Source organism: Gracilimonas sp. (genome assembly GCF_017641085.1).
Taxonomy (GTDB): domain Bacteria; phylum Bacteroidota; class Rhodothermia; order Balneolales; family Balneolaceae; genus Gracilimonas.
This window is the reverse complement of the sequence record NZ_JAEPPI010000001.1, coordinates 1,528,399-1,546,643: the sequence shown is the minus strand read 5'-3', so window position 1 is coordinate 1,546,643 and position 18,245 is coordinate 1,528,399. Positions and strand designations below refer to the sequence as shown.

The following is an 18,245-nucleotide window of genomic DNA, read 5'->3' as shown; positions in this document are numbered from 1 at the left end:
ATTTACTTTTTTCTTCACATTCCCTTCATGAAAGTGTGGTTTCTTTGTGGTGAGTTAATTAACGAACTCAGATTTAAACCTAAAGAGGTCGATATGTTAAAGACTACATTTTCATTCATAGTAACACTGCTGCTAAGTACAGCACTTTTCGCACAAACCTACCAGATAGTACCGGACGAAAGCGAAATCATCGTTTGGGGAACTTCAAATGTACACGATTGGGAAGCTCCTGCTGAAGAGTTCTCCGGTTCGGCTACCATAGAAGTATCCGGTGATTCCCTGGTCTCAATTTCAGGCCTGCAATTCGATGTTGTAGCCGAAGAAATAAACAGTGGAAAAGGCGGTATGGATAAACGAATTGATGATGCACTGAAAGTGAAGAAGCATCCGAATATCACGTTTTCATTAACTGAAATTGAACGTGTAGGCCCGGCTTCACTGACCGCGAAGGGTGAACTCACTATCGCGGGCGTAACCAAAAACGTACAGATGGAAGTTGAATATCAACTCCAGGCAGACGGCAGCATCCTATTTAACGGGAAACAGAATATTGACATGACTGAATTTAATGTTGATCCGCCCACTGCCATGTTCGGCACTATAAAAGCCGGAGAAAAGGTAGATGTGGAATTCAATGCAAAATTCGCTCAACAATAAATTTCAATAAACAACAACTAACTAACTAACCAACAACACTAAATCCTAAGGTCATGAAATCTAACGTAAAATATTTCACAACCGTACTTACAGCTTTTGTTCTCGCCTTCTTTTCGGCAACGAACTTATCAGCTCAGGAACGCAACAACATTCAATACTTTGTACCGGCTACAAAAGCAGGCCTGAATGTATTTGAAGCACCATTCACAACAGATAAATCCTTCGACGGTGTTTATGTACGAATCGGTGGCTCTAACGCACTTCAGTTTCAAGGCATAAGCCATGATAACGATGCAGGTAGTCTTGCAGACTTAGAGAATAACTTCAACCTTGCTACTTCTAACCTGGATCTGGATGTTGCTCTTGCTCCCGGTATGAGAATGCACCTTCGTACTTACCTATCATCTCAAAACCACACTGAAACATATGTGAAAGGTGGATATCTGCAGATTGATAGTTTTGACTTCATCGAGGAAGGATTCCTTTCAAGTCTTAGCGACAATATCCGAATCAAAGTAGGTCACATGGAAAACAACTATGGTGACAACCACTTCCGTCGCAGTGATAACGGTTCTGCAATCCTCAACCCATTTGTAGGAAACTACATTATGGATTCTTTCACCACTGAAGTTGGTGCTGAAGTTTACTACTACACCGGTAACCTCTTTGGAATGATTGGTTTAACCAATGGTAAACTGAACCAAAGTACTGTAGAAGGTGCTGTTAAAACTAAGCCTTCTTTCTTGGCAAAATTAGGATATGACAGCCAGGTTAACGACGACTTGAGAGTTCGTTTAACCGGTTCCATGTTCCGAGTCTCTCAGAATGCTTCTATCTACCTGTATTCTGGTGACCGTGCCGGTAGCCGTTACTACAACGTAATTGAGCCGGGCAACTTCCGATCAGGCCGTTTCGCACCTTCATTTGCGGTTTCTAGCCGTGCACCTGGTGGTCCAATTGCCGGCGAAATGACAGCTATTATGATCAACCCATTTGTGAAGTTCCAGGGTGTTGAGTTCTACGGTGTATTTGAAAATACATCCGGTGCAATCGATAACGGCGAAGACACTCGTTCATACACACAAATTGGTGCAGAACTTCTGTACAGATTCGGAATGGATGAAAACTTCTACGTAGGTGGCCGATACAACACTGTATCCGGTGAAGAACCAAACGGCGATGAAATTGACATCTCTCGAATCAACATTGGTGGTGGCTGGTTCATGACTGAAAACGTACTTACCAAACTTGAGTATGTAACACAAACTTATGACGGTTTCTCTGGCGACTATGCCGGTGCAGAATTTAGCGGAATCATGTTAGAAGCTGTGGTAAGCTTCTGATATACCGACCTCATAGGAAAGGGGCGGGCTGTGAAAGGCTCGCCCTTTTTTTATATCACAAAGATTCTTGAAATTAACCGCAGGTTGGAACAATTCAGCCGGCGGTTTTTTTTGAAGAGAATTTCTAAAGCTCAGAGACAGTGTAAATATCAGGGCTCAAACCGAACTACCAAATCAAACACAATATCCAGTTCATCGCTTACCTGAACGAGTCCAAAGAGAGGAGAGGGAGGGGTGAGGCCGAAATCGGTCATGTAAAGCGTTTTATTCCCTCCAACCAACGCTCCTTCTTCGGTACTGGAGAAAGCATTTAGGGGCACTTCGTAATTTCGTTCAACCCCGGCAATGGTTATGGTTACATGGGCTGTTTTTGGAATCGGATTCTCTTCATTCTCAAGAATCAATTCATTCAGCGTAATTTGTATGAAGGGATGTTCCTTGTACTTTAAAGTACTTCGAAAATCTCGGTTAATGGCTTTTTTCCCGCAATCAAACTCGCTGATTTCCAGAAACAGGGAAACCCCATCCACAGTAATGGTGTCTGCTGAAAAGTGATAATCAAAATCCAGGGAATCCTGCTGCAGTTCGTGCTCCGATTCACATCTGAAATCATTCACATTTGATTTTCCATTAATGCTTAACTTACTCTCATTGCTGAGCCGTACTTTACCGTTTTGTGCAAACGACAAGGCGGGAAGCAAACACAAAGCCGGAATCAAAATTGTTTGAAGAACCTTTCTCATACTCATAATTTTGGCAGCAAGCAGATGATTAGTTAAAAGTTTGAAGAATTAACGGATTCAATGATACAAGATTTATTACAAGCAGCAACCGAAATTGCTAAAATTGGCGGACATCATACCTTAAAATATTTTAAAAAGAATGTGGAAGTCATTAGCAAAGATGATGACTCTCCCGTTACCATAGCTGATCGTGAAACAGAACAGATAATGCGGGAGGAAATCCTGAAACGATTTCCTGACCATGGCATCATTGGTGAAGAATACGGCAAAACCAACGAAGATAGTAACATTAAGTGGGTACTGGATCCAATAGATGGAACAAAGTCCTTTATTCATGGCATTCCATTTTACACTACACTGATTGGGGTTTTAGTGGATGATGAACCACAGGTGGGCATCATTTACGCTCCGGCTTTGGAGGAACTTTGTGCCGCAGCTATTGGAGAGGGAGCCACTCTGAATGGAGAACCTTGTCAGGTACGCAAAACCGACAGACTGGAAGATGCGACCTTGTTGGTAACCGAAATTTTCAGGTTTAAGGAAATGGGGCAGCAGGAAATTTTTGAGGAACTCATGACCAAAACCAAACTACACAGAACATGGGGAGATGCTTACGGCCACATGATGGTGGCTACCGGCCGGGCCGACCTGATGTACGACCCTGAACTTAATATTTGGGATGCCGCTGCGTTACTTCCGGTGATGCAAGAGGCCGGTGGCATTTTTAGTGATATTGAAGGCAATGAAACCATATTTTCAGGAAACGGATTCTCCACCAACAAGGCCCTCTTCCCTGAAGTAATGAAAATATTTGAAGCACACACCAACTAATGAAAAAAGGTCTATTTACAACGCTTTTTACATTTCTTTTTGTAGCCACACTTTTCGGTCAGTCGTCGGTAAACTGGGACTATAAGGCTTACCCCGAATTGCCTTTTTTGCTGAACAGCATCGATTTGGAAGTAACAGTGGAACCGTCATCTGCACTTATTAAAGCAACAGGCACCTACCGTATCAGTTCCAGGCAGCCCGATCTTACACGAGTTGTTTTCAATACATCCAATCTTGATGTTAAGGAAGTTTCGAACAACGGTCAGTCACTTGATTTTAGGGTGAGTTCAGATTCGCTGATCATTCAGTTGCAGGATACCCTGAATGCAGACCAACGCACCTCTTTTTTGGTAACCTGGGAGAGTTCTTCTCCTTATGGAATTAATACCGATGTTTATGGGAACCTGTGGACCTCTTTAAATCCACGTTCCCGCCACCATTGGATTCCGATCCCGGATCACCCCGAGGTGGAGTCAGTGGTCAATGCAAGTTTCACGATTCCGGCAGATCTTCAGGTTGTATTTAATGGAAATAAAGTAGGTGATGAAGTTGTTTCTACCGAAGAGAAGCGGGTTGAATGGAGTTCAGAAACTGCGGTTCCGGTATCTGGAATTACCTTTTCGGTTGGAAGTTTCCAAACAGAAAGTGCTCGTTCAGGGGTGAAAGAAGTCTCTATACATGCCTCCGAAAATGCATTACTTGAAGGAGTTCGGTCGGGATTGTTATCTATTGCTGTTGAAAGCCTGAAGAAATATGAGAACACGTTCTCCTACGAGTTTCCGTATTCGGCTCTTCACATTGTTGTGCTGCCTGATAATCACTGGGAAGAAATTCAGTCAGGAGCCGGAGTCATTTATTTATACCAGAACCTTGGAAGTCTGTCCTCCCAATTGAAGAGAGGGATCGCAGAACAGTGGCTGGGAAATTTCCACCGCTACCTTGATGCACCCGATTCACGCTATGAGTTTTTGAAAGCTCTGGTCACTGAAAGCGATGAAAGCGTACCTCTGTTGAACCCGGATAACCTGCAGTCGATCCAAGGCTGGAATGAATGGGTACAGGGAATTGGAAATATGCAGGATGAATTTCTCAAACAAACCATCAGGGAATCATTGCCGGAACTGATTCAGCAAATGCAGGAGGTAAGCGGTTGGAGTGAATACGCCGACTTCTGGTACGACCAAACCGGGATTTACTGGAAAGCATTGCCAGAACCGCTTATGAATAAAGATGAGGAAGCTCAGAAAGGATATACCTATCAAGTGGACTATCGGTACGATGAACTAGAGCCTTCGCTCACTTTACATTTTCAGGCAGAATCGGAGCCGGTGGGTACCCTTGCCGGACTGGAACTGGTTCAGTATGGTTTTATGGATACCACACGGTCAGAAATCACCTTTACAGGTGCGTCCGATTCTGTTTCAGTAGAGCTGATCTCGGGTGTCGAATATGTGACTCTGAAACCTAAAACCGATTTTGACCTTACTCTGAAGGAGCAAAAGCCCTTTATGTTTTTGATTCGTCAGCTTCGAAGTTCCAATCCCGATGAAAAGATAGAAGCGGCTCGCCAGCTCAGAAATTATACCGATAACCCGGATTTACAGCTGGCCCTGCAGGATGTTCTGGAAGCTGAGGGAGAACCGGAAGTTCGTGCGGCCATGCTGGCCACCTTAGGGGAAATAACACAGGGCGCATCCGGGACCGAGCAAAACTTCCTGGAGCAATTGAATTCTGATAATTTGGCGATAAGGCTGTCGGCCATAAGGGCGCTTGCTGATTATCCCGAAAACGAACAGGTCAGATACGCTGTCAGAAACACACTTATCAGGGCTGAAATAGACACTGTATTTGCCACGGCGTTGAATACTTATGGAAAATTGGCCGAAGCCGATAACCTGATATCATTAACAGAGCGATTGGAGAGAAGTGGTGATGCCGACAAAGCCATTAACGTTCTGAAGGTTGCTGTTCAAACAGATACCACACGAGAATCTATATCCATTGCTGACCGGATGGCACTGGGAGATTATCCGTATTCCATCAAAAAACAGGCACTCAATATTCTGCTAACCTATGAGAAAAACCAGGAATACTGGAATCAAACCATAGAAATGCTCATGGCGGACCGGGACCCCAGAATTCGTTACCAGGCACTGGATGCCGTGCAGTATCTGTCTGCCAAGAAAACGGTTGACGTACTTAAAGACCGAAGAAAAGAGGAGATGGACCCGAGGGTACAGGTTAAGATCCGTAGAGTAATGGGGAATTAAACCAGCCGCAATAAGCGATTATATATCCGTGAACTCTTTTCTATAAACAAGGCCGAAACCAAACTTTTTATAATCAAGGCTCTCAAGGGTATTTATTACTCCATTTTTGCCAAACATGAGGGACTTGTCCGTTACATCTCTGTCTAAAAGTAAAGTCCCATAAGCTCCTTCCATAGCTCTGACCCGGTCAGAGTATGTACTTGAAATGGTTAGGGCGGCTCGGGTTAAGATACTGGTCTCACCAACTTGTGAGCCAATGACTAAAGGGATATCGGCACTGGCAGCCATTTCAGCCATTTTCAAAGATCTTAGAATACTTCCCATTTTTGATACCCTCAGGTTAATGATGAAGTTTTCTGAAAAACTCAGAATGGATTCTAAATGCTCTTCCAGGTAAATAGATTCATCCAGGATTACGGGAATTCCGGATTGTTCAATAAACTTTCTGTGACCTTCAAAGTCCTCTGCTTCAAGAGGCTCTTCTATAGCTGAGGGAGTCACGGTAAGTCCGTTAAGGTACTTCACTGCTTGTTCCGGGATATTCCACAGGTTATTGGCATCTAATCGGATGGTTGCCGTTGGGATAATTTCTTTGACAGTTTGTAGTATGGAATTATCCTTAGTCAGATTTCCGGATATCTTTACTTTAAAATCTTTAAAGCCAAGTGCATTAAACTTTTCAATCCTTTTCCTTGCTACCGCTTCATTGCTCATCCCAATCACAGCACTGTACTGAAAAGCAGGTTGTAATTCAGGTACTTCAACCGTGGCTTCTACCGATGTTTTCTGGTCTTTTGATAACGCATCAAGGATGGAAAGTTCAATGGCACACCACGCCGAAGGGTTTTTATCGATGAGGGTTTTATTTTGGAAAACCCAATGTTTCAGGTCAGATATAGAATGGATATGGCGTTTAATTTCAGGAGCATGTTTATTAAAGAAATCGATGCATGTAAATACTGTTTCCCCTGTTACATATACCCGGGGGCAACCTTCCCCAAGCCCCGTGTTTCCTTTTTCAGTCCTGGCAGCGACTAAAACAGCCTGCGTTTTTTTACGTTTGGCCGAACTATGTTCAAAGCTTGAATTGAAAGGGATCTCAAGGGGTTTGATTATGAGCTTATCTATGTTCATTCAGCAACGAACTCCTGAATTTTAAAATCAAAGTTACTCTTGTACTGTAAAATTTGAGGTTTAAATTGCCCCTCTCTTTGTCCTTGCTTCAAATAAAAATCTTTGTAGGTTTCATAACAGCCATGCACAAGAATATGTAGTTTCAACTCCTGCAGCCGATCGCTCTCCCTTTTTGTTTTGTATTCTATATTCTGTTCTTGCAGTGCGGTATCAATAACCCGGCTGAGTTCTGAGATAGAAGGAATTATTCTCTCGCCGGGTTCAATATATAATTCATATAAAGACGATTTCTCATCAGCTAACATTTGGTAAAAACGAAAATCAAGGTTCAGTTCTTGTTCTGCTTTTTTTACGGCATTAATAACCTGGCTTACATATAATTTCTCCCCCGTTATATTTGTAACTCCTTTCCCTTTTTGTATAAAGCGAAAAGTGGGAGTATTCTCAAACTTACCTGAGATTTCAATGATATCGTTCATATTGTACCGGTATAAACCGGTGGGAGTGGTTACAAAAATATAGTATTGCTCTCCTTGTTCTAAACTTCCTATCATTTTAAAGTCAGGGCGGTCATTCTCCCAGTCATCTCTGTGTACAAACTCAAAAAAGTTTTCTCCGATCGTAGGTACGCCTTCATTCGTAGCCGGGTTTATCGTAACCGTTGCTCTTAGTTCGCTGGATAAATATCCAAGATCAATAACACGGATATCATTTCGGAATTTGGGGAGTACACTTTTCAGAGAGATTCCACAGCTTCCCCCGGTCCAGGTAATCAGGAGTTTCAGATAAGGCCAGATTTCTTTGTAGCTAATTTGATCGCCGGTGCTAAACAAGTGAGCCAATTCTTCAGCTCTTTTTGAATTCGGTTTTAGTCTCCTGTTTACCGCAGCGATAATTCGAGGATCTAAATCTCCGAGGTATTTGCACGTTCCTGAAGCGATGTCGCTATAAATGTGGCTAAAATTTTGATTGATAACATCCAGAAGTTTGTGAAAACTTGAAGGGTTGGCACTACCCAGGTACGTCACATCTTTTTCCTCAATCATCAGCCGGCACACTATGTAATATTTTATCTCATAGTCTTTAATCTGAAATACCTCTTTAGGAATAACGTATTTCTTACGGGCAAGCCAGGGCATGGTGTTATAAATATGACCGGAGGCACTTCCAAAAGGATTACCGGAAGGCATATAACCTTCTATAGCCGGACTCACCAAACCTATGATCTTCCCGTAAAACGCTTCCGGACAAGCTGTGTATTGAACCAGGGAAAATATCTGTTGAGTCTTCCTTAACGATGCCAGTGTTCTCTTTAAAACAGGCAGGTATTTAGGTTGACCAGTTGTTCCACTCGTTTGGTTATAAAAAAGGGGAGATTCTGCAGTTAAAGAAGTTGTTTTCTCAAGATCCTGCTTTTCGATTAAGCCCCGGATGTCTTCATATTCACTAACCGGTACTTTCTCTCGATAACTTTCGTAACCGGTGATTTTATCAAAATTATACTCTTTCCCATAAAGAGTATTCATATTCTCCAAAAGAATAGAGGACAATGTTTCTTTCTGAACTTTCTCAGGTGATCGGGCAAGTTCTTTCAAAGGGTTATAAAGGGTAATCTCGATCCACTTCATTTTAAATTTCAGAAGCGTATTCAAAATCATTCCGGAAATACCTTGGAGGGGGAGGGCTTTTTTGTCTATTTCACCGGAGAAGGGAGTTTTTAATTGGGACAGGTAATCTAATGGATACTCTTTGTTGAGCAGGCCAAGTTCATCTACAAGCCGGTGTTTTGGGAAAAAGTAGGTGCCAAAAAGAATATCCCATATAATAATGTTGTTTCCGTAGTTGGTGTTGGATTCTTCAATCTTTCGGGAATGATGCCAACGATGTAGTTGCGGGCCGCTGATTACATAGTTAAGCGGCCCCATTTCCAGTTCGATATTGCAATGTTGGAAAAAGCCATTAACCGCATAAAAAACAAAGTAAAGCGCCAGCACCTCTTCCGAAACTCCTACAATAATGAACGGCATGGCATCGCCCAGAAACTGCAGTGCTTTTTCAACAGGATGGAATCGCCCCACATTTAGCCAGTATAGTTTTTTGGGTGAATGGTGAACGGCGTGAAACTTCCAGAGAAATGGAATCTCATGGGAAAACTTATGCAGCCAGTAACGGAAGAAATCGGCAATAAACACCATTAAAATCACCTGGAATGCCATAGACCAGTGATGGGGCCACAGTCCGGTAATTTGGAGTTCATAATAGTCCAGCATCCGTAATATGAAAATGGCAACGAGGAAGCTGAGGATTTTAGGCAGGATAGTTTGGACGGTGAGCATGAACAGTGAGTCGTTAATGACATCATGCTTATCAAAAATCCATTCTTTTTGATGGGGAGTGTATAGCTCAAAAAAGATAATGGATAAGGCCCCAAAGGTAAGTGGAATATAGGTACTGGCAAGCAACTCAAAGCCATTGGCCATTAGTACAAAAAACATCCCCAGACTGATGATCATTGTGCCGGGGTAAACTACATAAGGCCAAAAGCCGTATTTGATTTCCACTTTATCCATGATGCCTATACTTTTTCCCCTATTCCGGAGGCACTTTCCAAAAGTTCAATAAAGGTATTCCCAAAACGGGCTACCGGAGCCCCATCTAGAATATCATGATCAAGAGAAAAGGAAAAACATAACATCTTCTTTACTCCGGATGAATGCACGCCTTTGGAATCGTAAACGCCACCTGTGGCTACAATTATTGGGTATGGTCCGGTTGGGACCGGCCAAAATTTGCGCTTACTCAGAACGTTGCCAAGACTTGTCAACGCGATGGTTCCTTTTACTTCTTTTGCCCGAAACGGGTTGCTGAGCAATTTCTTCAGGATAAATAACCTGAGGAACTTGGGAAGAAATCGGGGAATAACTGATTTTTTCCTTTTCCGGATGGACTCAAAACTCAGTGCTTTTGCCTCACGAAGCTCGGTATTAATTTCTTCAAAAGATTTGGTCTGAACTGCTTTAAAGATGTAGGGGAAGGGAAAAGTTTTACCATCGGGGAGTTTCTTCTCGATCATCAAGGCCACATCTACATCCTCAAACACCACCAGTTTCTTTTTATGCTTAACGGCCTGAACCTGAGGGTGTGCACTTACCGCTTTGCCCAAACACCAAATCAGGTAAGCACTCAGGGAGTGTGGTTCTTCTCCGGATACTTTTCTCTGCTGAAGTTGAGCATGAATGCGGGTGATGTCTGCTTCTGAAAAACCATAGGCATAGTTGCGGTCTTTAGCCAAGTCCAGGAAATCTTTAACATCATCTCTGAATGCAGGCCAGGGAAGGGTGGTATGTGCAGCGTTCTTCATACTAAATATTTCTTGGAGTGAATACTGCCCATATCGGATTTTTGGGCTTTGTTGAAATCAACAGATTGAGTTCAGCGGGTTTGTTGGATGCAAGGGTTACTGTGTATTTTCGCAATAGGAACATGAGCACGAGCTGTATTTCCATTAGTGCAAAATGCTGGCCTATACAGAGCCTTTGTCCACCCCCAAAAGGGAAGTAAGCGTATTTATGCCTTCCGGCAACCCGCTCTTCTGTAAAATGCTCAGGATAGAAATCATCGGGCTTTTCCCAGAATTCAGGGTTACGGTGCACGAGTATGGAGGGGAGGGTAACAGAGGCATCGGCCGGTATCTTGAAACCCATAATTTCATCCTCTTCCAGCGAACGGCGACCAAAGGTCCAGACCGGAGGGAATAAACGCATCACTTCTCGTATAAACATGTTCAGGTACGGGAAATGACGCAGATCTTCAAAGAGAAAGCCGTCTTCTTTCCAGTTCCGGTCAATTTCTGCGAGGACTTTTTCTTCCACTTTGGGGTGATGAGCCAGGCAGTAAAGGCTCCAGGTAAGAGCCACGGCTGTAGTATCATGACCGGCAGTGAACAGCGTGATTACCTCATCCAGTAACTCTTCGTTTGAAAGATTATCTCCGGTTTCTTCATCGGTAGCGTTCATCAGCATATCCATCAGGTCGTTAAATTCTCCTGATGAAGTCCTGCGTTTTTCGATGAGTTCAAGGATGGATTTCTTTAAATCAGCTATTGCACGCTGCCCTTTCGATTTTGTTTTACTGGGTAGTTTATTTAGCAGCTTGGTCCACCGGAACCGTTTCTGGGACAGGTAATCCCATGCAAGCGCAAAGTTGGTTTTCAGCTGCTCGGTTTCAAACTCAATGTCGTTCTTAAGGATGGTATTACTCAGCACTTCAATAGTAATTTGGCTCATTTCCCTGTCAAGATCGGTTGATTGGCCCCCGGTAAATTCTCTCTGTTCAATAAATTGGGTGATCGTCTGCTGCATCTCATCAAAGAGCTCACCCATCTTTCTTTTGTGGAAAGAAGGTTGAGCAATACGCCTTCTGCGTTTCCATTCATCACCCTCGGTAGTAATCAGTCCACGCCCCAGTAACTCAACCATGATGGAATAGGGCTTCATCCGGCTGTAGTTATTTGCATTACCGGCTAGAACGTGCTGAATAGCATCCGGATGATTCAATACATAAATATCCCTGGAAAGAAGCTTTACCGTAAACAAAGGTCCCATATTCGTGCTTTGCTCCTGCAGAAATCCATGCGTATCCGACTTAAACTTAAACAGGTGATTAAAGAAAAGAGCCTGTCCATCGGCAACGGGAGGGGGTTTTAAGGCTTGTGTAGAATGTTCCATAGCACCGTACCTATCAAAAAAATATTCAAGAAATGCACAGCCGGGTGCAACTTCGTATCTACCGGCCAAAAAAGTACTTCCGAAAACCTTCTATGTGCTTGACAAGGAATATTATACAGATTTTGAGGAACTATCGAAATAAGCGACTGAAATCAGAAATTTTCCGCTTAACCGAAACCTTATTTCTAAGAACAGATTATTTCACTTAGATTCCCGTTGCTCTAAATTAAAAGTATGTATGGCGGCTGCAGAATTTAAATACACCAATCGACAGTTATTTCTGGGATGTGCTTCCGGTTTTTTTGCCCTCATTTTTATGATTGCATTCACCTACATCGTTTTTAATCTGAATGATTTCCTGGAAACTCACGCCATTGAGACCCTATTCATTATTGTGATTGGGGCGGTGATGATCATTTCCTTTATTACGAAGATAAACGGAGGGGCTGAATTGAAATCAAAATTGGCGGTAACGGACTCATCCATCATTGTGAAAGGAGAGCACCGATATCAGTTATCGGACCTGCTTTTGGATGAATACAAATCCGATTACTATCATTGTTTTCACCTATACACAAAGAGCAAAGACTTCACGCTCTACACCAATGAGAAAGACGATTTAATCAAGCATCTGTTGAATTCCGATATTCAAAAACACCGTTTTGAGATAGATGTGTATGATTTTGAACGGAATTCATCTACGGTAATGATTAAGTCCAAATCGGGACGTATGCTCGGCTTTAACCTGGACAACGGGGCTTTCTCTATTTTTCGGGAAGAGGATGCAGAGGAGGACAAAGCCTTGTTTGAGCCAAAGTATTTTATACAAACACCGGGGTATAAGAGGAAGTAGCAGGACCGAAGCCTGAAATTATTATGACGATTGAACCAACGACTGAAAACCTCCATACACCATTCGTTCAGCATCAAAAATCAATCGTTCAGGGTTGGTTAGCGGGGCTACTAATTCCGCCATCCTTGGGTCGTTGGGGACTTTTTTATTTGCTGAATCACGAGTTTCTTTCGAAGGAAATAAAACCCATCCAAATACAATTACTTCGTCTTCCTTTAAATCCACAAGTTCTATAAACGAACGCGTGCTTTCTATCTTTAAATCTTCTCCGACATACTCGAAATAAGCGAGTGCTCCATATTCCTTCCAAATTTCAGCTACTTTTTCCGCCACATTCTTGTATTCATTCAGGTGAACTCGTGGAACGGGAAGTACAAATCCATCGATATATTGTGTCATATTACCTCCAATCTTGTAGCCGGCGTTTATCATAAATCATATAACGACCCAGCGTTTAACCATGTGGGGATATTTCTTAGAAATAGCGAAATTGTCTGCAACCACACAAGCTGAACCAAAAAAAGGGACGAGCAAGCCCGTCCCTTATAAAATGAAGTAATAGGATTCCCTCTGTTTAACTTTGCTTAATCCACTTGCCGAGCTCTTTGAAGGAGGGTTTTTTGCCATACATCAAAATACCCACACGGTAGATTTTAGCCGCCAGCCACATGATGCCCAGGAAGGTCAGAATCATCAACAAAATAGAAACGATGATTTGCCATAAGGGAACCTGGGATGCGGCAATCCGCGTAATCATGTTAATGGGGGCGGTGAGCGGAAACAGGGAAACAAACAGGGAGAGTCCGGAGTCGGGCGCTTCCATTACTTTGGTGTTCAGGAAGTAACCGACGAAAATCGGAAGTCCGACCGGCAGCATAAACTGCTGGGAATCCTGCTCGGTTTCTACCGCAGCACCGATAGCGGCAAACACGGCACTGTATATCATAAAACCGAGGAAAAAGAAGATCAGGAAGTTCACAAAAATCATTGGGTCAACCACCATCTGCTCCAGGGAGGAGGGATCGAATGAGGAGGCTGCTGCTTGTGCAGCTTCATCCGGGATGTTACTCATCTGTGCTTCCATAATCATGCCCGCAACCGGCGCAGCGGCAATAGAAAGACCGATATAGAATACAATCCAGATACTGAACTGAGTGAGGGCCATAGCCAATACCCCAAACAATTTCCCGAACATCAGCTCAATCGGTTTCACCGACGAAGCGATTACTTCCAGTACCCGGTTGGTTTTTTCCTCAATCACGCTGCGCATCAGCAGGGATCCGTATATGAAAATGCCCATAAAGATCATCAGCCCGAGTATGAAGCCCAGAGCAGAGGCAAACAGGGTGTTATCTTCGGATTCCCCTTCTTCGGTCAGCTTGACGGCTTCCAGTCCGGTTCGGGTCTCAAAAATTTCCCGGATGTTATCCGACACATTCTCACGAGAGAGTTTCTCTTCCCGCACGGCTTCCCGTAAATCGGACCGAACCGCGGATATAAAACTTAAACCGCCGCTACCTCCATAAATCAGAGTGGGACTTTGAGATTCCGAGATCACCTGATCATTCAGAATAATAAACCCATCCAGATCGCCGTCGAGTACGTCGGCGCGGAGGCTGTCTTCGGGGATATCACTTACATCAAAATAGCGGGTCTCATTAATGTCAACCAGTCGCTCTACCAATACATTGGTATTGTCCAGTATCCCGATTCTTTTTTCTACCTCCGATTCTGAAATGCTGATGTACACCACAATGCCGATAAAGGCTACCAAAGCGAGCGGAGTTAAGGCAGTGGCTATGATGAACGATTTACTTTTAACGCGCGTGAGATATTCCCTTTTCAGTACTAACCAAATTTTGTGCAGACTCATAATTATACCAGCTCCCCTTTTTTGATGTTGTCTTCCCCAACGGTGGAGATAAAAATTTCTGTTAATGATGGCTCAATGCGTTCGAATTTGTGAATTTCAGCATGCTCCATAGCTACTTTCAGGATGTCCTGCATGTTCTGTCCGTCCAGCACCCGAATTTCCGCAAAGTTGGTGGATCGGTTGTTGATGCGGACATTATCCAGCGTATCCAGGAACGAACTATCGCCTTCAAACTCCAGGTTAATGGTATTTTCTCCGAAGGATGATTTGATTTCCCGCAGGTTACCGGTCAGTACGGCTTCACCCTGGTTGAACAGGCAAATATCGTCACACATCTGCTCGACCTGTTCCATGCGGTGAGTGGAGAATAAAATGGTTTTTCCTTTCTCGCGTAGCTCAATGATAATCTCTTTCAGCGTTTCGCTGTTGATGGGATCAAGTCCGCTAAACGGCTCGTCAAAAATATAGATATCAGGATCATGAGCAATGGTAGCGATGAACTGTATCTTCTGGGACATCCCTTTGGAGAGTTCATTGATCTCCTTCTTTTTCCAGTCGGAAGCTTCAAATCGATCCAGCCAGTAATCAATAGCTTTTTTGGCATCGGTTGAGTTCATGCCTTTAAGCTGGGTAAGGTACATCAGCTGATCCAGCACCTTCATTTTTTTGTAAAGCCCGCGTTCTTCCGGCATGTATCCTATTACCTTCTGGGTTTCCGGGCTTGCGATATTCCCGTTGATGGTTACGCTGCCACTGTCGGGAGAGAGGATGTAATTAATCATCCGGATGGTAGTGGTTTTGCCGGCTCCGTTAGGTCCCAGCAGCCCGAAAATGCGCCCTTTATGTACCTCAAAACTAACGTCGTTTACCGCCTTGGTTTTACCAAACGATTTAAAGACGTTGTTAACTTCAATTACTGCCATAATCGTATTTTAATTTCAAATTGATTGATGTGACGGGAGAGCATAAGAAAAGCAAAGGTAACTTGAAAGAAAGCCCCTGTTTGTTTTGGAAGATGCCCAAAGATTTCTTATTTCCCATATAATAAACGGTAACGAATTGTAAGGACACAGGTTTCAAATCAAATGCGCATAATTCATTTGAGTGCAGAATGTTATCCCGCTGCCAAGGCCGGCGGACTCGCTGATGTAGTTGGTTCCCTTCCCAAATATCTGAACCAGCTTGGCCATCATTGTGAAGTGGTGATTCCGAAGTACGACAATCAATGGATTGGATCTCAGGAATACGAAACGGTTTTCGAAGGGGCCTTTTCCATGGCGGCCGATCAGGTGAAATTCACCGTGCAGAAAATGACGGACAATAAACTCGGTTTCCCGTTTTACGTGATTGATATTCCGGGAAGGTTTGACCGGCCGGGTATTTACATTGACCCGTGGTCGGGGCACGGATACTGGGACGAGCTTGAGCGATTTGTGAGTTTTCAGATTGCTGCGCTGGAATGGATGAGAGTGCGGGATGAAAAGCCGGAAGTGGTGCATTGCCATGATCATCATACAGGCTTGGTTCCATTTATGCTTTCGCAGTGCAATCGCTACCGGGATATGTCGGATATCCCAACTGTACTTACGGTTCATAACGCCGAATATCACGGCGAACACGAGCTGGATAACTTTAAGTTATTACCCGCTTTCAATATTGATAATCTTGGCTTGCTAGATTGGGATGGAAGGCTCAACTCACTGGCATCCGGTTTGAAATGTGCCTGGCAGATTACCACGGTTTCCAAAAATTATATGAGTGAGCTGTCGGAAGAAAGCAGCGGACTGGAATTGTTGTTTCAGCAGGAGCGGAAGAAATCGACCGGAATTGTGAATGGGATTGATACCGAAGTTTGGGACCCGAATACCGATGAGTTGATCGAGTACAACTTTGGCTACCGAAACAGGAAGAAAAGAAAGGCTGAGAATAAGAAATACTTATGCCGGGAATTTGGGCTGAATCCGGAGTTACCCACTATTTCATTTATTGGCCGGTTGGTTCGTGAAAAAGGGGCTGATTTATTACCTGATTTATTCAAGCGTGTGATGTATTCGGATGTGGAAGTGAATTTTGTGTTGTTGGGAACCGGCGATCCGCAGCTTCATCAGATTTTTGCAAGCATGGAAGGCGATCATGTTGGCTATTTTGATGCCACCCTCGAATACAACGAGAAACTGGCGCATCAGATGTATGCCGGCTCTGATTTCATTTTAATGCCTTCACGAGTAGAACCGTGCGGGTTAAATCAAATGTTTGCTATGCGTTATGGAACGGTTCCCATTGTTCGTGCGGTTGGGGGATTGAAAGATACGGTTGTGGATATTTCGGAGGACGAGGGCTACGGCATCACATTCGACGAGTTTAGCCTGGAAGCGGCTTCGGAAGCCATCGACAGAGCCGTAAACTTATATGTCGATTCTTCCCAACATTCGGAAGTGTTGAGCCGGATTATGAAGCTGGATTTTTCGTGGAAGCGATCGGCCCAGGAATACATAAAAATGTACAAAGCGTTAATTTCTAAATAGGTTCAATATGAAAAGGTCATCAGTTATAGCAGTTATTTTAGGCGGAGGCCGGGGAACCCGGTTATTCCCTTTAACCGATCACCGATCCAAACCCGCTGTACCTGTGGGCGGGAAATACCGGTTGGTTGATATTCCCATTTCAAACTGCCTGAATTCGGATATCCGCAGAATTTATGTGCTGACCCAATTCAATTCTGCATCGCTGAATCGCCACATTAAAAACACCTATAACTTTGATGCTTTCAGCAGTGGTTTTGTGGATATCCTGGCCGCCGAACAAACGCCGGATAGCACCGACTGGTTTCAGGGAACCGCAGATGCGGTACGCCAATCGGTTCACCACATGGAAAATCATGAGCATGATCACGTTTTGATTCTTTCGGGTGACCAGCTGTACCAAATGGATTACAGTAAGATGCTGCAGCGGCATAAGGAGAAAGACGCTGACCTGACTGTGGCTACCATCCCTGTAAATGCCAGCGATGCCACCGGTTTCGGGATTATGAAGACCAATGCGGACGGTGTGATCGAAGATTTTGTAGAAAAACCCTCTACTGATGAGCTTGACAAGTGGAAATCGCAAGTGCCGGAGCCGTACAAAGAGCAAGGCAAGGATTATCTGGCTTCCATGGGTATTTATATTTTCAATCGGGAAATGCTGAAGAAGCTGTTTGATGACAATCCGGATGCCACTGATTTCGGTAAAGAGCTGATTCCAAAATGCGTTGAAGGCGGTAAGAAAGTCGTTAGTTATGAATATGGCGGTTACTGGACGGATATCGGTACCATTCAGTCTTTCTTTGAGGCAAATTTAGCCCTCGCTGATACCGTGCCCGATTTTAATCTCTATGATAATGACAACTTTATCTACACTCGCGCCCGTTTGCTTCCGGCCTCAAAACTTATGGGAACAACGCTTGAGCATGCGCTGATGGCGGAAGGGTGTATCATAGAAGCCAGCCGCATTGTTCGGTCGGTGGTTGGAATTCGCTCACGTATCGGGAAAGGAAGTACTGTAGAGTACTCCATAATTATGGGTAACGACTATTTTCAGGATCGGGATGTAATTGAAAATGCAGGACCCGAAAAGCCGGCCATGGGAATCGGCCGAAGGTGCTACATCAGCAATTGTATTATCGACAAAAATGTGTGTATCGGTAATGATGTACGCATTGTAGGAGGAAACCATCTCGAAGATGGCGATCACAAATACCACTACGTACGCGATGGCATTGTGATTGTGAAAAAGAACACGGTAATCCCGGACGGGACTATTATATAAACCTGAA

The 18,245-nt window shown here is 43.8% G+C and carries 15 protein-coding genes; 7 read left to right on the top strand and 8 right to left on the bottom strand.

What is annotated here, in order from left to right; all coding sequences use genetic code 11:
- Nucleotides 1-93 precede the first annotated feature (93 nt).
- Nucleotides 94-657, top strand: coding sequence for a YceI family protein (locus tag JJ941_RS06670; protein ID WP_290963046.1), 564 nt, complete (start codon nucleotides 94-96; stop codon nucleotides 655-657).
- A gap of 53 nt (nucleotides 658-710) precedes the next feature.
- Nucleotides 711-2,000 (top strand): hypothetical protein, encoded by a 1,290-nt coding sequence (locus tag JJ941_RS06665; RefSeq protein WP_290963044.1) that lies wholly within the window; start codon nucleotides 711-713, stop codon nucleotides 1,998-2,000.
- Nucleotides 2,001-2,149: 149 nt separating this feature from the next.
- Here the strand turns inward: JJ941_RS06665 and JJ941_RS06660 are convergent, their stop codons facing one another.
- Nucleotides 2,150-2,743: a YceI family protein gene (locus JJ941_RS06660; RefSeq protein WP_290963042.1), complete on the bottom strand. Its 594-nt coding sequence runs from the start codon at nucleotides 2,741-2,743 to the stop codon at nucleotides 2,150-2,152.
- Nucleotides 2,744-2,803: 60 nt separating this feature from the next.
- Between JJ941_RS06660 and hisN the strand changes: the two genes are divergently transcribed.
- Nucleotides 2,804-3,574, top strand: coding sequence for a histidinol-phosphatase (hisN, locus tag JJ941_RS06655; RefSeq protein WP_290963040.1), 771 nt, complete (start codon nucleotides 2,804-2,806; stop codon nucleotides 3,572-3,574).
- On the top strand, nucleotides 3,574-5,844 hold the full coding sequence (locus tag JJ941_RS06650; RefSeq protein ID WP_290963039.1) for a hypothetical protein: 2,271 nt from the start codon (nucleotides 3,574-3,576) through the stop codon (nucleotides 5,842-5,844). The genes hisN and JJ941_RS06650 overlap by 1 nt, the downstream gene beginning before the upstream one ends.
- Nucleotides 5,845-5,862: 18 nt before the next feature.
- Here JJ941_RS06650 and JJ941_RS06645 read toward each other — a convergent pair whose 3' ends face one another.
- The 4 genes from JJ941_RS06645 to JJ941_RS06630 are packed head-to-tail and all read right to left on the bottom strand — an operon-like array spanning nucleotide 5,863 to nucleotide 11,705.
- Nucleotides 5,863-6,978: an enolase C-terminal domain-like protein gene (locus JJ941_RS06645; RefSeq protein WP_290963037.1), complete on the bottom strand. Its 1,116-nt coding sequence runs from the start codon at nucleotides 6,976-6,978 to the stop codon at nucleotides 5,863-5,865.
- Nucleotides 6,975-9,548, bottom strand: coding sequence for a GH3 auxin-responsive promoter family protein (locus tag JJ941_RS06640; RefSeq protein WP_290963036.1), 2,574 nt, complete (start codon nucleotides 9,546-9,548; stop codon nucleotides 6,975-6,977). Before JJ941_RS06640 ends, JJ941_RS06645 begins: the two co-directional genes overlap by 4 nt.
- A 5-nt stretch (nucleotides 9,549-9,553) precedes the next feature.
- Nucleotides 9,554-10,339: a 2-oxo acid dehydrogenase subunit E2 gene (locus tag JJ941_RS06635; RefSeq protein WP_290963034.1), complete on the bottom strand. Its 786-nt coding sequence runs from the start codon at nucleotides 10,337-10,339 to the stop codon at nucleotides 9,554-9,556.
- A 1-nt stretch (nucleotide 10,340) separates the two neighbouring features.
- Nucleotides 10,341-11,705, bottom strand: a complete 1,365-nt coding sequence (locus JJ941_RS06630; RefSeq protein ID WP_290963032.1) for a cytochrome P450 — start codon at nucleotides 11,703-11,705, stop codon at nucleotides 10,341-10,343.
- Between the two features lie 238 nt (nucleotides 11,706-11,943).
- Here JJ941_RS06630 and JJ941_RS06625 point away from each other — a divergent pair, with 238 nt between their 5' ends.
- On the top strand, nucleotides 11,944-12,558 hold the full coding sequence (locus JJ941_RS06625; RefSeq protein ID WP_290963030.1) for a hypothetical protein: 615 nt from the start codon (nucleotides 11,944-11,946) through the stop codon (nucleotides 12,556-12,558).
- A gap of 21 nt (nucleotides 12,559-12,579) precedes the next feature.
- Here JJ941_RS06625 and JJ941_RS06620 read toward each other — a convergent pair whose 3' ends face one another.
- The 3 genes from JJ941_RS06620 to JJ941_RS06610 form a co-directional block, all read right to left on the bottom strand.
- On the bottom strand, nucleotides 12,580-12,957 hold the full coding sequence (locus JJ941_RS06620) for a DUF1428 domain-containing protein (RefSeq protein WP_290963028.1): 378 nt from the start codon (nucleotides 12,955-12,957) through the stop codon (nucleotides 12,580-12,582).
- Between the two features lie 175 nt (nucleotides 12,958-13,132).
- The gene (locus JJ941_RS06615; protein ID WP_290963026.1) at nucleotides 13,133-14,431 is read right to left on the bottom strand and encodes an ABC transporter permease; all 1,299 of its coding nucleotides are present in this window, start codon (nucleotides 14,429-14,431) and stop codon (nucleotides 13,133-13,135) included.
- Nucleotides 14,432-14,433: 2 nt separating this feature from the next.
- Complete coding sequence (locus tag JJ941_RS06610; RefSeq protein ID WP_290963024.1) at nucleotides 14,434-15,354, bottom strand: ATP-binding cassette domain-containing protein; 921 nt, start codon at nucleotides 15,352-15,354, stop codon at nucleotides 14,434-14,436.
- Nucleotides 15,355-15,516: 162 nt separating this feature from the next.
- Between JJ941_RS06610 and JJ941_RS06605 the strand changes: the two genes are divergently transcribed.
- Both JJ941_RS06605 and JJ941_RS06600 read left to right on the top strand, forming a co-directional pair.
- On the top strand, nucleotides 15,517-16,956 hold the full coding sequence (locus JJ941_RS06605; RefSeq protein ID WP_290963022.1) for a glycogen/starch synthase: 1,440 nt from the start codon (nucleotides 15,517-15,519) through the stop codon (nucleotides 16,954-16,956).
- Between the two features lie 7 nt (nucleotides 16,957-16,963).
- Nucleotides 16,964-18,238, top strand: a complete 1,275-nt coding sequence (locus JJ941_RS06600) for a glucose-1-phosphate adenylyltransferase (protein ID WP_290963020.1) — start codon at nucleotides 16,964-16,966, stop codon at nucleotides 18,236-18,238.
- Nucleotides 18,239-18,245: the final 7 nt, after the last annotated feature.

Excerpts from the sequence above, each read along its gene's own strand:
- JJ941_RS06640 (WP_290963036.1), bottom strand. The coding sequence starts at position 9,548 with ATGGATAAAGTGGAAATCAAATACGGCTTTTGGCCTTATGTAGTTTAC.
- JJ941_RS06650 (WP_290963039.1), top strand. The coding sequence starts at position 3,574 with ATGAAAAAAGGTCTATTTACAACGCTTTTTACATTTCTTTTTGTAGCC.
- JJ941_RS06610 (WP_290963024.1), bottom strand. The coding sequence starts at position 15,354 with ATGGCAGTAATTGAAGTTAACAACGTCTTTAAATCGTTTGGTAAAACC.
- JJ941_RS06660 (WP_290963042.1), bottom strand. The coding sequence starts at position 2,743 with ATGAGAAAGGTTCTTCAAACAATTTTGATTCCGGCTTTGTGTTTGCTT.
- JJ941_RS06635 (WP_290963034.1), bottom strand. The coding sequence starts at position 10,339 with ATGAAGAACGCTGCACATACCACCCTTCCCTGGCCTGCATTCAGAGAT.
- JJ941_RS06605 (WP_290963022.1), top strand. The coding sequence starts at position 15,517 with ATGCGCATAATTCATTTGAGTGCAGAATGTTATCCCGCTGCCAAGGCC.
- JJ941_RS06670 (WP_290963046.1), top strand. The coding sequence starts at position 94 with ATGTTAAAGACTACATTTTCATTCATAGTAACACTGCTGCTAAGTACA.
- JJ941_RS06630 (WP_290963032.1), bottom strand. The coding sequence starts at position 11,705 with ATGGAACATTCTACACAAGCCTTAAAACCCCCTCCCGTTGCCGATGGA.
- JJ941_RS06645 (WP_290963037.1), bottom strand. The coding sequence starts at position 6,978 with ATGAACATAGATAAGCTCATAATCAAACCCCTTGAGATCCCTTTCAAT.
- JJ941_RS06665 (WP_290963044.1), top strand. The coding sequence starts at position 711 with ATGAAATCTAACGTAAAATATTTCACAACCGTACTTACAGCTTTTGTT.
- JJ941_RS06615 (WP_290963026.1), bottom strand. The coding sequence starts at position 14,431 with ATGAGTCTGCACAAAATTTGGTTAGTACTGAAAAGGGAATATCTCACG.
- JJ941_RS06600 (WP_290963020.1), top strand. The coding sequence starts at position 16,964 with ATGAAAAGGTCATCAGTTATAGCAGTTATTTTAGGCGGAGGCCGGGGA.
- JJ941_RS06625 (WP_290963030.1), top strand. The coding sequence starts at position 11,944 with ATGGCGGCTGCAGAATTTAAATACACCAATCGACAGTTATTTCTGGGA.
- hisN (WP_290963040.1), top strand. The coding sequence starts at position 2,804 with ATGATACAAGATTTATTACAAGCAGCAACCGAAATTGCTAAAATTGGC.
- JJ941_RS06620 (WP_290963028.1), bottom strand. The coding sequence starts at position 12,957 with ATGACACAATATATCGATGGATTTGTACTTCCCGTTCCACGAGTTCAC.